The organism is Knoellia sp. S7-12, from assembly GCF_040518285.1.
Classification (GTDB): domain Bacteria; phylum Actinomycetota; class Actinomycetes; order Actinomycetales; family Dermatophilaceae; genus Knoellia.
Genome location: NZ_CP155449.1, coordinates 3,394,426 through 3,409,504, shown reverse-complemented (window position 1 = coordinate 3,409,504; position 15,079 = coordinate 3,394,426). Strand labels below are relative to the sequence as shown.

At 65.8% G+C, this 15,079-nt stretch carries 13 protein-coding genes and 1 tRNA gene; 8 read left to right on the top strand and 6 right to left on the bottom strand.

Annotation, left to right across the window (positions count from 1 at the left end; genetic code table 11):
- Nucleotides 1-3 precede the first annotated feature (3 nt).
- Nucleotides 4-162 carry a hypothetical protein gene (locus tag V6K52_RS16355; RefSeq protein ID WP_353951177.1) on the bottom strand — a complete coding sequence of 53 codons (159 nt, stop codon included), beginning with the start codon at nt 160-162 and terminating at the stop codon, nt 4-6.
- A 73-nt stretch (nt 163-235) separates the two neighbouring features.
- A complete protein-coding gene (locus V6K52_RS16350) occupies nt 236-544 on the bottom strand; it encodes a hypothetical protein (protein ID WP_353951176.1) in 309 nt (102 codons plus the stop codon).
- A 239-nt stretch (nt 545-783) separates the two neighbouring features.
- Between V6K52_RS16350 and V6K52_RS16345 the strand changes: the two genes are divergently transcribed.
- Nucleotides 784-3,168, top strand: coding sequence for a heavy metal translocating P-type ATPase (locus V6K52_RS16345; protein ID WP_353951175.1), 2,385 nt, complete (start codon nt 784-786; stop codon nt 3,166-3,168).
- Nucleotides 3,169-3,187: 19 nt separating this feature from the next.
- On the opposite strand, the gene V6K52_RS16340 is transcribed toward V6K52_RS16345, so the two are convergent.
- Nucleotides 3,188-5,323 carry a DEAD/DEAH box helicase gene (locus tag V6K52_RS16340; protein WP_353951174.1) on the bottom strand — a complete coding sequence of 712 codons (2,136 nt, stop codon included), beginning with the start codon at nt 5,321-5,323 and terminating at the stop codon, nt 3,188-3,190.
- A gap of 818 nt (nt 5,324-6,141) precedes the next feature.
- Here V6K52_RS16340 and V6K52_RS16335 point away from each other — a divergent pair.
- The 3 genes from V6K52_RS16335 (at nt 6,142) to V6K52_RS16325 (ending at nt 7,591) form a co-directional block, all read left to right on the top strand.
- Nucleotides 6,142-6,711, top strand: coding sequence for a hypothetical protein (locus V6K52_RS16335; RefSeq protein ID WP_353951173.1), 570 nt, complete (start codon nt 6,142-6,144; stop codon nt 6,709-6,711).
- Between the two features lie 85 nt (nt 6,712-6,796).
- Nucleotides 6,797-7,153, top strand: a complete 357-nt coding sequence (locus V6K52_RS16330; RefSeq protein WP_353951172.1) for an ankyrin repeat domain-containing protein — start codon at nt 6,797-6,799, stop codon at nt 7,151-7,153.
- 111 nt (nt 7,154-7,264) lie between these two features.
- Complete coding sequence (locus V6K52_RS16325) at nt 7,265-7,591, top strand: hypothetical protein (protein WP_353951171.1); 327 nt, start codon at nt 7,265-7,267, stop codon at nt 7,589-7,591.
- A 9-nt stretch (nt 7,592-7,600) separates the two neighbouring features.
- Here the strand turns inward: V6K52_RS16325 and V6K52_RS16320 are convergent, their stop codons facing one another.
- Nucleotides 7,601-8,599: a DUF4062 domain-containing protein gene (locus V6K52_RS16320; RefSeq protein ID WP_353951170.1), complete on the bottom strand. Its 999-nt coding sequence runs from the start codon at nt 8,597-8,599 to the stop codon at nt 7,601-7,603.
- A gap of 523 nt (nt 8,600-9,122) precedes the next feature.
- Complete coding sequence (locus V6K52_RS16315; protein WP_353951169.1) at nt 9,123-10,361, bottom strand: hypothetical protein; 1,239 nt, start codon at nt 10,359-10,361, stop codon at nt 9,123-9,125.
- A 505-nt stretch (nt 10,362-10,866) separates the two neighbouring features.
- Between V6K52_RS16315 and V6K52_RS16310 the strand changes: the two genes are divergently transcribed.
- The 3 genes from V6K52_RS16310 to V6K52_RS16300 are packed head-to-tail and all read left to right on the top strand — an operon-like array spanning nt 10,867 to nt 13,594.
- A complete protein-coding gene (locus tag V6K52_RS16310; protein ID WP_353951168.1) occupies nt 10,867-12,297 on the top strand; it encodes a replication initiator in 1,431 nt (476 codons plus the stop codon).
- 38 nt (nt 12,298-12,335) lie between these two features.
- Nucleotides 12,336-12,512, top strand: a complete 177-nt coding sequence (locus tag V6K52_RS16305) for a helix-turn-helix domain-containing protein (protein ID WP_353953793.1) — start codon at nt 12,336-12,338, stop codon at nt 12,510-12,512.
- Nucleotides 12,509-13,594, top strand: a complete 1,086-nt coding sequence (locus tag V6K52_RS16300) for a tyrosine-type recombinase/integrase (RefSeq protein WP_353951167.1) — start codon at nt 12,509-12,511, stop codon at nt 13,592-13,594. Before V6K52_RS16305 ends, V6K52_RS16300 begins: the two co-directional genes overlap by 4 nt.
- Before the next feature lie 84 nt (nt 13,595-13,678).
- On the opposite strand, the gene V6K52_RS16295 is transcribed toward V6K52_RS16300, so the two are convergent.
- Nucleotides 13,679-13,750 (bottom strand) — tRNA-Arg (locus V6K52_RS16295).
- Nucleotides 13,751-13,802: 52 nt separating this feature from the next.
- On the opposite strand from V6K52_RS16295, the gene V6K52_RS16290 reads away from it, so the two are divergent.
- Nucleotides 13,803-15,077, top strand: a complete 1,275-nt coding sequence (locus tag V6K52_RS16290; protein WP_353951166.1) for an MFS transporter — start codon at nt 13,803-13,805, stop codon at nt 15,075-15,077.
- Nucleotides 15,078-15,079 lie beyond the last annotated feature (2 nt).

Below are 15,079 nucleotides of genomic sequence, written 5' to 3'. Positions count from 1 at the left end.
GGTTCATCGGGGCTTCGCCGCCTCGGGCGAGCGTGCCGACACCGCTTGTGCACCATGCAGGTCAACGGCCTGGGTCGCCGCCCGAGAGCGGAAGGACAACCAGCCCAAGCCGCCGGTCGTCGCCGCGAATAGCAGGGTCACCAAGATCTGCGACGTGATCATGTCTCTCTCCTCGCGGCCACGCGACCGCTCGTTCCGTCGTGGCGCCGAGCCTGCGGCGTCGGCGCCGACAGCTCTACTTGCGCAGGGACTCCGGGACGTCACCGTGCGAGTGGCTCACTCCGTCGTCGTGGGTGTGCTCGACAGGCCGACGCCACATGCTGCCCATGGCCCACATCATCACGAGCATCATGGCGACGCAGGCCAGCGGCCAGAGCCAGAAGAGCGCACCGCCGTCGATGAGGCCCGAGAAGTACAGCGCGCCCCCTCCGACGACCAAGCCGACCATGAGGTACATATGCCTCTTGTGGTTCATCTGGTCCAGCTCCTGGCTGTATGCGGCGAACAGGCCGAACTCCTGCCGGTGAACCAGCAGGTCGTCCAACCCAATTGCGACGCTACGACTTTCGGGCGCGCCAGGTCAGGGCCGAAGGTCCCTCCCGTCGCCTTCGCCGACCGAGCGATTCGACGGCGTGGCCTGTCAGCCACGGCCAATGGTGACGATGCCCGTGTGTGCTCGCTACACATCAACTTCCCGAAGAAGCGCACTCGGGCTATCGCGCGAATTGGTAAGCCGTTGCCTGCCGTTGACTATATACCCCTAGGGGGTATATGTTGAGTGGCATGAGCCACCCCACTGAACACGCCACCGCTGCGACCACGGTGAAGGATCCTGTCTGTGGGATGGACGTCGACCCCGCCGTCAGCACCCACCGGTCTGAGCACGACGGCCGCACGTTCCACTTCTGTTCTGCGCACTGCAAGTCCACGTTCGACGCCAACCCTGCGGCGTACTCCTCGGCCAGGACCGACAGCCCGCCCGACGGCGGCGCGCATGACCATCACAGCCAAGGTTCTGGCGAGGGCGGCTCAGCATCGGCACCGGTGTCTGGAGAAGTCGCGGAGTGGACCTGCCCGATGCACCCGGAAATCCGGCGAGCCGGTCCGGGTTCGTGCCCGATCTGCGGGATGGCCCTCGAACCGGTGATGGTGACCGCGGACAGCGGGCCCAGCCCTGAGCTGGCAGACATGACCCGCCGCTTCTGGGCCGGCGTTGCCCTGTCGATCCCCGTGGTCATCCTTGGCATGGGTGGCGACCTGGTCCCGGCGATCCACGACGCGATCTCACCGCGAGTGTCCGCCTGGCTGCAACTGGTCTTTGCCACCCCCGTGGTGTTGTGGGCGGGGTGGCCGTTCTTCCAGCGGGGCTGGACCTCGGTGCGCACGATGAAGCTCAACATGTTCACCCTCATCGCGATGGGCACCGGTGTCGCCTGGCTGTTCAGCGTGGTCGCCACACTCGCACCCGGGATCTTCCCTGAGGCCTTCCGGATGGATGGTGCGGTCGACGTCTACTTCGAAGCCGCCTCGGTCATCACCACGCTCGTCCTGCTCGGGCAGGTCCTCGAACTGCGGGCCCGTGAGCAAACGTCCGGCGCCATTCGGGCCCTGCTCGACCTCACCCCCGATACCGCTCGTCGCATCGACCCGGACGGCACGGAACACGAGGTGACCCTGGATCAGGTGAATGTGGGTGACCGATTCCGGGTCCGGCCGGGCGAGAAGATCCCCGTCGACGGGCTCGTGGAAGAGGGGCGTTCCACCCTTGACGAGTCGTTGGTGACTGGTGAGTCGATGCCGGTGACCAAGGCAGTTGACGACACAGTCATCGGCGGCACCATCAACCAGAGCGGGTCGCTGATCGTGCGGGCCGAGAAGGTCGGTCGCGACACCATGCTGGCGCGGATCGTGCAGATGGTCGCGGACGCACAACGCTCCCGCGCACCGATCCAGCGGGTCGCGGACCAGGTGGCGGCGTGGTTCGTACCCGCCGTCATCGTGATCGCGATCGTCGCGTTCGCGGTGTGGGCCGCGGTCGGCCCCGACCCGAGGCTTGCTCACGCGCTCGTCGTGGCTGTGTCCGTCCTGATCATCGCGTGCCCCTGTGCCCTGGGACTGGCGACACCGATGTCCATCATGGTCGGCGTCGGGCGAGGGGCCGGGCTCGGTGTCCTGATCAAGAACGCCGAAGCGCTCGAACGGATGGAGAAGGTCAACACCCTCGTTGTGGACAAGACCGGAACTCTCACCGAGGGCAAACCGTCCGTGACGCAGGTTGTCACGACCCCCGGCTTCGAGCAGGACGACCTGTTGCGCCTCGTCGCCGGGGTTGAACGGGCCTCCGAACACCCCCTGGCAACAGCCATCGTCAACGCAGCCACCCGGGCCGGCCTGTCCATCCCAGACGTGGCCAACTTCAATGCTCCAGTGGGCAAGGGCGTGATCGGAACGGTTGAACGGCGCCAGGTCCGGGTCGGCAGTGCATCCTTCCTGACCGATGAAGGACTCGACCCGAGCGCACTGACAACACAGGCCGACCAGCTGCGCGCCGACGGAGCAACGGTGATCTTCGCAGGCGTGGACGACCACCTCGCCGGCATCATCGCCATCGCCGACCCGGTCAAGGAGACAACACCGCAAGCCGTGAAAGCGCTGCGAGCCGAGGGCATCGAGGTCGTCATGCTCACCGGTGACAACCGCGTCACCGCCGAAGCAGTCGCCCGGCGACTCGGCATCGACCAGGTCGAAGCCGAAGTCATGCCCGACCACAAGGCCGACGTCGTCACGCGACTACGCAGCCAAGGACGGGTCGTGGCCATGGCGGGCGACGGCGTCAACGACGCACCCGCGCTCGCCGCCGCCGACGTGGGCCTGGCAATGGGGTCAGGGACCGACGTGGCCATCGAGAGCGCCGGCATCACCCTGCTCAAGGGCGACCTGACCGGCATCGTGCGAGCACGCAAACTGTCCCAGGCGACGATGTCGAACATCCGACAGAACCTCGTGTTCGCTTTCATGTACAACGTCGCCGGCATCCCCATCGCAGCTGGAGTCCTCTACCCCACCTTCGGGCTCCTGCTCTCCCCGATGATCGCCGCCGCGGCCATGGCCCTCTCCTCGGTCAGCGTCATCGCCAACGCCCTGCGCCTGCGCGCACGACACCTGTGAGTGCGTACTTTCGTCGTCCCTAGCTGTCGGCGGCGTGCAACGCCTCGGTCAGCAGGGACACGAGGGCCTCGACCTGCACGTCGGCCGAGGAGCCGACCTCCTCGTCGGAGCCGTCGAGGGCCCGGGCTGCGAGCCCCGCCTTGTCGTCGATGAGCTGAGCGAGCCTCGAGTCGATCGTCTGGGCGGCGATGATCCGCCACGCGGTGACCGGCTCGGTCTGGCCGATGCGGTGCACCCGGTCGATGGCTTGCGTCTGCTCCGCCGATGTCCACGACAGCTCGGCCAGCACGACGTTCGAGGCGACCTGAAGGTTGAGGCCCACCCCGGCCGCGGTGAGCGAGCACACCACGACGGAGATGGCGGGGTCGGTGAGGAACGCCTCGATGTTGGCCTTGCGCACCTTCGGGGTCTGGTCGCCGCGGATCGAGGCGTAGCCGACACCCCGCTTGGCGAAGGTCTGCTCGGCCGTGTCCATGACATCGATGTGCTTGGCGAACAGCACCACCTTGCCGACGTTGCGAGCGAGTTGGGCGGCGTAGTCGGCGGCGAGACCGGCCTTGGCCTGCCCGATCTTGCGCATCACCGTGAAGACGTTGTCACCGGTCTTGCGTGAGCCGGCGTTCTTGCGCTCCCACTCCGCGACGCGGCGGACCAGGTCGTGGTCCACGCCCTCGACCGTCGGTGCGGTCTTGCGGGCGGCCATGGCCGTCTCGTAGCGCTTGACCAGGCGACGGGTCAGTTCCTGCTCGGCTGCCCGGATCGAGCGGCTGGCTTCGTCGTCGAGCTCGACCGGCAGGTCAGCGACGCGCCGAGCCGGGATGTCGGAGGCGACGTCGACCTTGCGCCGTCGGACGATGCCGAGGTCGATGACGCTGGTGCGGGCGGCCGCATAGAACCCCGGGTCGGCGGGGGTCAGGCGGGTGTCTTCCAAGGCCGCCATGAGGTCGTGCCTGGGCTTCTTGGCGTCGATCCAGCCGAGGAACTGCCAGATGGCCCTGAAGTCCTCGATGTCGTTGATCAGCGGTGTGCCCGTGAGCGCCATGAATAGCGCGTTGCTGGTGCGGGCTCGGATGCGCTCGGACACCTCCAGGACGTGCTGGGAGCGCTGCGACGACTTGTTCTTGATGAAGTGCGCCTCGTCGACGACCATGCCGCGGAAGCCGTGGTTGCCCAGCCAACCCACGTGGCGGTCGAGGATCTCGTAGTTGACGATGACGATGTCGGCGAAGCCGTCGATCGAGTGACCGTCCCCGTGAACCACCGTGGGCGCCCGGCGTGGAGTCCACAGTTCCGCCTCGTGCGCCCAGTTCGCCTTGACGACGTTTGGGACGACGACCAGCAGGGGGAAGGCGTGTGCGGCATCGGCGGCGAGTAGCGCCTGCGCGGTCTTCCCAAGGCCCGGTTCGTCCGCGAGCAGGAACGTGCGGTGGCCAGCCGCAGCGGCCGCCACGACCTGGGCCTGGTGGTGCATGAGCTCCAGTCCCCGGATGCCGTGGACGACGTCCGCCGGCTCGGGCAACGGCATGCAGGTGGCGTCGCCGCCGTACTCGAAGGCGCGAAAGAGAGGGTTCAGCAGCTCCCAGTCACCGAGCCGGTTGGTGACTGGGCGACGTGCCGGTACCGCCGAGAAGTCCGGCGCCAGGAAGGGGTTCGCCAGCTGGCGGGCGATGACGGTCTGCGGGACGACGCGGCGCGGCGGTGGTGCCAACTCGGTGGGGGCCAAGGGCTCGGGCTCGGCTTCCGGCTCGGGCTCGCGTCCGCTTGCCCGAAGCATCTCGTTCTTGAGGCTCACTGCCGAGGACGACGGAACGGCGCCGTCGACCAGCAGGCTGAGGAGCGAGGTGTCGCGGGCCGCCATCTTGGCCAGGATCGTGCCGATGCCATCAAGGCGCGTGAGCTCAGCGGCCCTTTGGGCTTCGGGCGTCGCGGTGTCTGCCTTGACCCGGGCCCGTTCTTCCCGCATCAGCAGAGCGACAACCTGGTATGCCGTGCGACCGTTCGGCTTGACCTTGCCGCCGCGCGCGGCGGCTTCGACCTGCCGGATGGTCTTGGCGAGGATCGGGATGATGCCCTCGGCGTCGCGGGCACGCGGAGGTCGCCGGTCACGCTGCGGGGTGCGCTGCGCGCCTGTGCGGCGGGGAGCTCGCTGTGCCAAGCGGTTCCTTCTTCTGAGTCGGGACAACGGCGTGAAGCCGAGGTCGGCGCCGGGTCCGCGGTGCTGAGGCGACGTGGCCACGCCGAAAAAGACGGCATTTGCGGGCCAACGTGCACGCGGTGCAAGGTCCAAGCCCCGGGCCCCGTGTCGCGGTCGTGTCCTCACCAAGCGGCGGGACACAGGACCAGAGTACGTGGTCAGCCACGACGACGGGTGCTGCGTCCGGTGCGCACCGTGAACGTCCTGAACACCTGAGCCCAGATCAGCGGGTTCTGGTGGCGTGCCCTCGGCGTGATTCGAACACGCGACACCTTCTTTAGGAGATTCTTCGGGGTCTCCGAGTGGGTGGCGACGAACCGGATTCGTGCGGGAAACCGTGTGTGCTGGGCATGGCCGTCGAGGGGTTTCCGCCAGGGATGGTGCCCAAAATGTGCCCACGGAAGGCCTTGGGCACAGCTGAGCCACCGAGCCGACAGCGGAGCAGGCCAGACCGGCGGAGTGGTCGGGTCAAGGGTGGCCGCAGGCCATCACGCAGTGACGCGTAGCGCCCTTGATGCGGCCCGGAGGCGGGCGGGACAGTGGAGCGTCGGGTCGGCGGCGGGGTGACCTGACGATTCGTGGGGGAGGCACTGGGTCGAGCGGTCCGGTGCCCTTCTCGTATGCCGTGGGGCCGCCTTTTGTCGCGGCGTGCCGGGACCGGCCGCCAGGCCGCACGCCCGGCGGGCCGGCGGGCCGGCGGGCCGAAGGCCCGCCCTTGACGGAGTACAGAGAATTCTCACCGTGCAGCACGAGCATGCCGGGTGCGACATGATCGTCGCGTGCCAGACCTCATCGCCCAGTCGGTCCGTCGCCTTCGCGATGGAGGGGTGCGACTCGACCCTGGCCTGTCGGACGAGGAAGTGTGGCGGGTAGAGAGCAAATTGGGCTTCTCGTTCGGACCGGAGCAGCGCGAGTTCCTGCAGCTTGTTGTTCCAGTCGGACAATCATGGCCAGACTGGCGAAATGGCTCGGACGAAGATCTGCTGGGACGGCTCGATCGGCCCATCGACGGGATCCTCTACGACGTGCGCACAAATGGCTTCTGGCCAGCATCCTGGGGCGACCGGCCAGACGGGGAAGCGGCTCAGGAGCATGAGGCGCGCACGCATCTCGAGCGAGTGCCACGGCTGATCCCCGTCTTCTCGCATCGGTATCTGCTGTCCGATTCGCAGTTCACACCAAGCCCCGTCTTCTCGGTCTATCAGGCAGACGTCATCGTCTACGGCGACAATCTCCTGGACTACGTGGCCCATGAGTTCCACATCCCACCGCTCAATCCGTCATCGAATCGCAGCCACGTGCCGTTCTGGTCGGACCTTGCCGAGGGCGCCGAGAACCGAGACCTGTAGCAATGGCTCCTCGATAGAAGTCGAGCAGGACTTCGATTCGTGGTTCTCGATGCGTTTCGCCTAACAGTCCGGCAGGCTGTGCCCCGTGACCGCCAAGGACCGTGAGGGCTCTCTGGGCTACGCCGTCTGGAGGGACGATGACGAAGCCGTGCGGCGAATGCTCGCCGAGGGACACGACGTCGATGACGACGCATGGGGCAACGGCCTGAAGACGCCCCTCATGGAGTCGCTCGACGAAGTGGATGCGTTCTATGACGACGGCCGACGTGCGATCACTGTCGTCTTGTTGGAACACGGAGCAGACGTGCATAGGAGGGACGAGTCAGGGCGAACCCCGCTTCACTACGCGGCGGGAGTGGGTGCCGAGGCCGTCGCAGAAGGATGTCGGCCGGCTTCTGTGGCGACTCGAAGAGGCGGGCGCGGGCCCGCAGGCGCTCGTTGAGCACAGCCCGGAGGCCATCGATCCGGACGCGTAGGCGACTCGCCTGTCACCGTCGGCGGCAGATGAGGGCGATTGAGCCCGGGGTTGGCGCGAGTCCCCGAGACTGTGTCCATGGATGTCTACGAGTCCCAGGGTCGCCGCTTCGAGATGGTGATGGCCTCTGACGTCATAAGAGATGGCGTGGGATTGGAACTCACGGAACTCTCAGCGGGGCAGGACCCGGGGCCGGTATTGGAAGTGTTCTGGCACGACGACGGCAGTGGCTTCGACTTCCTCAGCCATCGATCTGGAAATCTGCCGTTTGACGTCGTCGAGCGTTTCGTCGCCGAGGCCCGTCGGAGTCTGCCGCCCTCTGAGTGTGACTTCCGCGGATCGCGGCATGTGCGGAAGCGGACAGGTCGTTCCTTCGAGCCCGTTCCAACAACGCCCGCTCACTGAGGCGGGTGGTTAGAAGTTATCCCGATCGACACCCTCGTCTGTCACGATCGGATGAGTTTTCTCGTGCTCGAGGTATTCCTCTTCGGTCACCCCCGCCATCGCGAGGGCGGAACGCATCTCGTCTTGAAGCCGGCTGTAGTCCCGCTCCCCGGTTTCCAAGCGAGAGGCGCTAATGTCGCCGCTTCCCGAAATGGAACTCTCGCTCTTTTCTTCTACATTCATTGGTCGCCCAAGGCTGGCAGCCAACTCCACCAGGGTCGAATTGCTGAGGACCGCAGCCGGTGTCGGCCGGGCCCCAATGAACCGCATGTCGCTCATCGCGGCTGACTGCAGCATCTGATGGAGAAGCCGCACTGTCAACCGATCCGTTGGGCTTCCCACGGACTGCAGAATCTGGCTTGTGATGACCTCGATGCGCTCGTTCATGAGTTGGAGCAGTTCAAGATTATCCACCACTTCTGTGGTGCGGGCGTCCCTGGTGAGGAAGGAATGCATCATCCCCGCCCACTGGGACCGAAGATAGATCTCGATGTCGGAAACAGTTTGAAATGGGACGAGGGCGTTGTTTGTAGCCTGACCCTGAACTTGATCAATAAACTCGAAGATTTTGACGTTATCAGCGTTCGGAAAACTAAGTCTCTCCAAGAGCTCTTTATCGCTCGCGTTTGCGCGGTAAAGCTGATAGTCGTTGTAAGTTCCCTGTTCAACCAGCGCAAAAACCGGAATTCCTTTAGCTACCGCAGCCACATACTCGCCATTTGTGACCGATTGAGTCTCGTCTGGAGCGAGGCTGCCATATCGTCCACCGATGAGTAGGACCAACAGATCGGCGTTGTGCACTTCCTTCTTGCACGCCTCCACCGTGTGGGTCTTCGGGTCGTAGAACACCGCGCCTTCCTCGCTCAGAACGGCGATATAGCCCAAGGCCTCGATGAATCTTTTCAAGGCTTCTCGTGCGTAGCGGAGGTCGTAGAACGTGGAACTCACGAAGACTGTTGGGGAAGCCACAGACGTATCCTGACACGATGAGACGGACTTGAGAGGCCAGCACGGAGCCTGTCTAGAACGGATCTCCTCGCGACGACCGCTCGGCCAATAGCCCAAAGGCGTCTGCCTCAGCCGATCTTGCCGACCCTTGCCTCAGGGCCAGGCTCGCCGCGGCTCGGAGCCTTGTTGCAGCGCCGTCGCCACTCCACGGCTGCGCCCACCGCGATCAGTGCGTGCGTGGGCGAGCAGCCCGCGATGGATTAGCGTTCCTTCTGTGCAGATGCCGCGAGCAATGCAAGCCCAACGATGACGCCGACCGAGGCTAGTGCCTAAAGGTCGCGCTCGAGGACAAGTAACAAGATGCCCAAGAGCACCAGGATCGCTCCCAACCGCAGCAGGATGAACTTGCGGTAGGTCATCGCCGCAGCGCACGGACCGTGCGCGCACACCACGGCATGAGGGGACAATCAACACCGTCGTGGTCCGATTCCGGATCGAACTCATTGTGGTCGGGAACTGAGCGCTCCGGCCGCCATCCTCTGCCCTAGGAACTACGCGAGGCGATCGTGCGGACAACCTCGACAAGCTCCTTGATGATGGCCGAGGAATCGGCTTCGTTGGCCTGGCTAGTCACAGGCTTCTCGTTCCAGCCGTGCCCGAACGACCGCTCCACGAAAGCTCGTTTCGCGTCCTTTAGGGCATCCGGGTCCTCAATGTCTGCGAAGAAGGGCCCGATCGCGCGGAGTTCGAGCTCAAGGCGCTTACTTGTCCCCGAACGTGCAAGGAAGATTGCACCTAGGCGGAAGGCAACAGCGGAAGCTGCGACGATGGTGAGGGTCACACCTAGCTTTAGAGTCGTGTACTGCCATGAGATCGCCTGTTCGAACCCAAGGCGGCTGAGTGTCGTGGCGATGACGGCTAGTCCCACGGCCAGCGTAACGAAGCCCAAGATGTTGGCGGCTACGCCCCATTTCCATTGCTGCTCTGAGTACTCCTTGAACTTCCCTGCAAGAATGTCGGCCGAGGCGAGACCCGCCACCTTCTCAGTGCCCACGCGCAGGGCATCGATCTGGTCATATACCTTTTCAGCCTCGTCACGGCGCTCCCGTATCGTCTTGAGGTCAGTGGCAGCCAGCTTCTCTAGTTCTTCACCCTGCTTCGTCAAAAACTCTCGGAACTTCTCTTCCCGCTCGGTCTGCTTCGCTGTGAAAGCGTCGTTGTTAGTGGTCAGGGCCTGATCGAGCCGCGCTTCATCTTGCTTGATCTTGCTGCTTAGACTCGTGATCTCCGACTTGAGCCCGGTCACAACGGCCTCGAACTCGGTCTGGGCGGTACTAAGAGCCTCCTGCAACTTTGAATTACGCTCGCGCAGGGACTCGATGGCTAGGGATGCGTCGTCCCGAAACTCCTTGAAGAGCTTGTTGGCCTGGCCAGCGGCACCTCCCTTCAGCAGGGATGCAGGCAAGAGCCCGATTTGATGCATGACCTGATCCGCATAGTTCTCAGCGTTTACGAGGTGTGTGACGTTGCCATTCCCCCCGTAATTGGTAACTTCGTTGATCACGTTGGGAAGACTTGCGTTGATGGCGTCGAAGGCGGCCTTGCTGTAAGGCGCGGGGTCCGGGGGATCTTGATGAGACTTCAGGGCCGACGCAAGGAATCGGATCGACGAAAGCGGCTCCGAGGCAGTGGGCTCAACTCGCCCATCCGCCTTGTCGATCGCGTCCTGGAGCTGCGTCAAGCTTGCCCACAATGGGTGGGCCATGAATACGTCCTGCCTCATTCTTCATCCTCCCCTGGACACCGTTAGGGCACGGTACAGGCCCCGACCGTCACCCCCGCCACCTTGCCGGCTTTGCAGGCCTGAGGTTCGCTCATGACATGGCGAGATGGTGACAGGTTTTAGACGGCTGTACACGCATCCGCTCATCGGCAGATCCGGGCGTTGGGGAGTGCGCCTTGAGCACCATGTCTGGACCGTGTTCTCTTTCACCTTGATCGGCCTAGGTTGGCGCGGTTCGCTGGTCTTGCGGATCAACACCACACCTACGAACGGGATATTCCCAGGGGGTCGGCTCCCCGCCCTTGGCCGTGACGGTCGCAATCATGGACAGCCGCTCAAACGCAAACTCGTTGATCCGCGGCGCCCCCGGTGGGCGCGACCCGGCGTGTGAGCGGTCCTGAGACGCCGGTGAAGCCAACGCATCGACCGCCTACAGACCGGGTGTGTCACGCAGATCCAGGACCGCAGCGATCCGCGTGGCACACCCTCCTGTTGGGAGTGCGTGATGCCCAGTTCGCTCAACGTGGGGCCTTCCGATGCGGTCCTTGGCGCGGCCGGAATGAGCAACGCCGAAAGCCGTGCCCGGGGGTGCTCCCGGCCGATCAGGCTGGTCGGATCCCGCGAATCAGTGAACACCGCGACAGGTGAGGTCACCACGGTCTACTCGTCGGCCCAAGAGCTCGACGGTCGCACCTACGTGCGGTGCGGCAACCGGCGCGCGAGTGTTTGTCCGTCGTGCAGCCACGAGTACAAGGGCGATGCCTGGCACCTGCTCATGTGTGGACTGGCCGGCGGCAAGGGCATCCCCGCGAATGTGGCCGACCATCCCTGCACGTTCGTTACCCTGACCGCGCCCTCGTTCGGCGCAGTCCACGGCCAACGCCGAACCGGCCTGTGCCGGCCGCGACGCGACCATCCCGTGTGTCCTCACGGGCGCCCACTGTGGTGCTCGAAGAGGCATGAAGCGACGGATCCGCAAGTGGGACAACCGCTTTGCGGTGAGTGCTACGACTACGTCGGTCACGTCCTGTGGCAATGGCACGCTCCCGAGCTGTGGCGGCGGTTCACCATCGCCTTGCAACGCGCCCTGGCCAGGTCGGCGGGTGTCGACGTCACGACATTCCGCGCCGGCTGCCGGATCTCCTATTCGAAGGTCGTCGAGTTCCAAGCCCGCGGGCTGATCCACGTCCATGCCCCGTTCAGGCTGGACGGACCCGGGGGCCCCGACGGTCCATCGACCTCGTTGGCGCTGACAGTGGCCGATCTCGAGGACGCCGTCCGCGACGCGGCGGCCAGCGTGACCCTCATCGAATCCGGCCTCGAGGGCACGGCATACGAACTGCGTTGGGGAAGTCAGGTCGACACGCGGACGATCAGCGGCGCTGCCTCCCGTGAGAACGAATCACGCCGCGCCGCCCATCCGGAACAGGTCGCGGCGTACCTCTCCAAGTACCTGACCAAAAGCACCGAGGACTTCGGTCTGAGCGGCACCATCCGGTCCACTGAACACGCGCGCCTGCTCGGCGCCAGCCCTCATGTCGTGCGCATCATCGCGACGGCTGAGCAGCTCGCAAGGTCTGTGGACAACCTGGCTCGCCTCGCCGACCGGCATGCCACATTGGGCTATCGGGGACACCCGATCACCAAGTCACGGGCGTACTCGGTCACCTTCGGCCAGCTCCGACGGTTGCGCCGACTGCATCACCGACGCCCCGCAGGCCTCGACCCGGATGCGGACATCCGCCGCCTCCTCGGCGAGGACGAACCTCCGAACGGCTTCGTCCATGTCGCGTCCTTCACGTACGTCGGCCGTGGCTACCTCTCGATGGCCGAGGCAGCGGACGCCGTTCGTTCGGCAGCACTGTCTCGGATTCGTTCTGGCACAACGCGACCCGTCAGCAATCGAACCGAAGACCAGCCAGCAGAAGGGAAGTGAGGGCATTGCGAAAGACCGTGAGGGAGTTCCCCTCCTTGATGACCGTGCGGGACGTCGCCGAGGTGTGCGACGTGCCCGTCTCGACCGTGCACCACTGGGCTGTCAGGGGCGGCGGACCACCGTCGTTCAAGCTCGGCAAGCATCGGCGTTTCGACGCCGAGGACGTCCTGGCGTGGATCAATACCTCCAAGGCGGCCAGAGGCCGGTCGCGATGATCGAGAAGAGGGAGCGGCGGGACGGGACCTACTCATACCGGGTGCGCTACCGCACGCCCGACGGCCGGTTCCGCTCCCGCTCCTTCGCCCGACGGTCGGAAGCAGCCGACTACGAGAGGCAGGTGCTCTCGCAGCGCCGCCGCGGCGACTGGGTCGACCCGCAACGGGGCAGGGCCACCTTGGGGGCGGTCTGGACGGAGTACCAGAGCGCAGGGATCAGCCACCTGAGGGCGACAACCCAGGCCGGCTACCGTCACGCGTGGAAGCACATCGAGCCCACCTTCGGCCGCTGGCCCGTCGCCAAGATCGAGCACGCCGACGTGGCCGAGTGGGTCACCGACCTGAGCGCTCGGCTCGGGACGGACACGGTCCGCAAGGCCCATGGCGTGCTGTGCAGGGTGCTCGACTACGCGGCTGCGACCCGCCGGGTGCCGGTCAACGTCGCGCGAGGCGTGCGACTGCCAAAGCGTGCGCCGGTCCGTGAACGCATCCTCACCGTCGACGAGGTCCATGCCCTGGCCGAGGCCATGCCACAGGATCGAGACATCGTGCTGTCGCTGGCGTACATGGGGTTGCGGTGGTCCGAGCTCGCCGCCCTCCGGGTCGAGGACGTCAACCTCACGCGCAGGCGTGTCCACGTCGTGCAACGCGCGACCGAGGTCGACGGCCGCATCGACGTCGACCAGCCCAAGAGCCGGGCCGGGCACCGATACGTCCCGATCCCCCAGCTCCTCATCCCGTCGTTGACCGAGCGACTGGCAGGGCGACCGAAGGACGCGCTCGTCTACGGTTCGCCAGAGGGCGGCTACCTGCGAGTGCGGAACTGGCGGCGACGAGCTGGCTTCGACAAGGCCCTGGAGTCGCTCGGAATGGTCGCCACACCGCACGACCTGCGACGCACGTTTGGCAGCCTCGCGAGGATGGCTGGCGCGGATCTCCGCTTCATCCAGAAGGCGATGGGCCACGAGTCGATCACCACCACGGCCCGCATCTACGCCCACCTCTACGACGACGAACTGGACACGATCGCGGCCGCTCTCGACGGGCTCTACTCGGCCGGCCAGGCAGTGGGGGAGATCTGAGATGTGCCCATTTGGTGCCCATTTCGGGCCTTCCGCGGACGGGTCAGCCGAACGCCACACCACGCTTCCGCAGGTCAGGCAGGGTGCCCTCGGCGTGATTCGAACACGCGACACCTTCTTTAGGAGAGAAGTGCTCTTCCCCTGAGCTACGAGGGCGGGAAGGGCCCGCAGGCCGCGAACCAGACTAGATCACGGCATACTCGCGCAGGTGACGGCACCGGACTCCACAGAGGCGACCACCCACCGCGATCCGGTCCAGCGCCGCACCGTCGCCACGCTGTCGATGTCTCAGATCCTTGGCGGGGTCTCGCTGGCCAGTGGGGTCGCCGTCGGTGCTCTCCTGGCCGAAGAGGTCTCAGGGTCGCCGACCTATGCCGGACTGGGGTCGACCTTCCAGGTCATCGGTTCAGCGCTTATTGCCGTCCCGATGGCTCGGCTCAGTGCCGCTCATGGGAGGCGCCCCGGCCTCATCCTCGGCTACACCCTGTCGTTCATCGGGGCGCTCGGCCTCATCGCCTCCGGCATCGTCGGCAGCTTTGCGCTGCTGCTCGTCGCGAGCCTGCTCTTCGGCGGCTCGACGGCGTCCAACAACCAGGCAAGGTATGCCGCGGCCGACCTTGCCGAGCCGGCTCACCGTGGGCGCGACCTGAGCCTCGTCGTGTGGGCCACGACGATCGGGAGCGTGCTCGGACCCAACCTCGTCGGGCCGAGCGAGTCGGTGTCGCGCCTGCTCGGCATCCCGAGGCTCACGGGCCCCTTCGTCTTCTCGCTCGTCGGCCTCCTGCTCGCGATCGCGGTCCTGGCGTGGCGACTGCGACCCGATCCGCTGGTCGAGGCCAGGCGTCGCGCCACCGAGGCCGACCCGGGAGCCTCGAGCCGGACCCACGGCTCGATCGGCCGTGGTTTGCGCGTCATCGTCGCCAGGCCACAGGCGCTGCTCGGCCTCATCACGCTGGCGCTCGGGCACATGACGATGGTGAGCGTCATGGTGATGACGCCGCTGCACATGCGGCACGGGCACGCCGACCTCACCATCATCGGGTTCGTCATCAGCATCCACATTCTGGGGATGTTCGCGTTCTCACCGCTCACCGGGATGGCCGTCGATCGGCTCGGTGGTCGCATCGTCGCCATGGTGGGGTCCGGCATCCTCGCGGTCGCCACGCTGCTGGCCTCGACGGCACCGATGGGTCACTCGACGCGGTTGCTCATCGCGCTCTTCCTGCTCGGACTGGGGTGGTCCTGCACGCTCGTCTCCGGCTCGACCCTGCTCACCGGTGCCCTGCCGACGGCGGAGCGGCCCGGCGCGCAAGGAGCGAGCGACCTCGTCATGGGGCTGTCGGCTGGGGTCGGCGGGGCACTCGCCGGGGTCGTCGTCGACCGGGTGAGCTTCCACGCCCTTGCGCTGGCCTGCCTTGTCATTGCTCTGGCGATCGGCGCCGCCGCTCTTGTCCTGCGCGGCCCGACCGATCTGTCGGACTAACG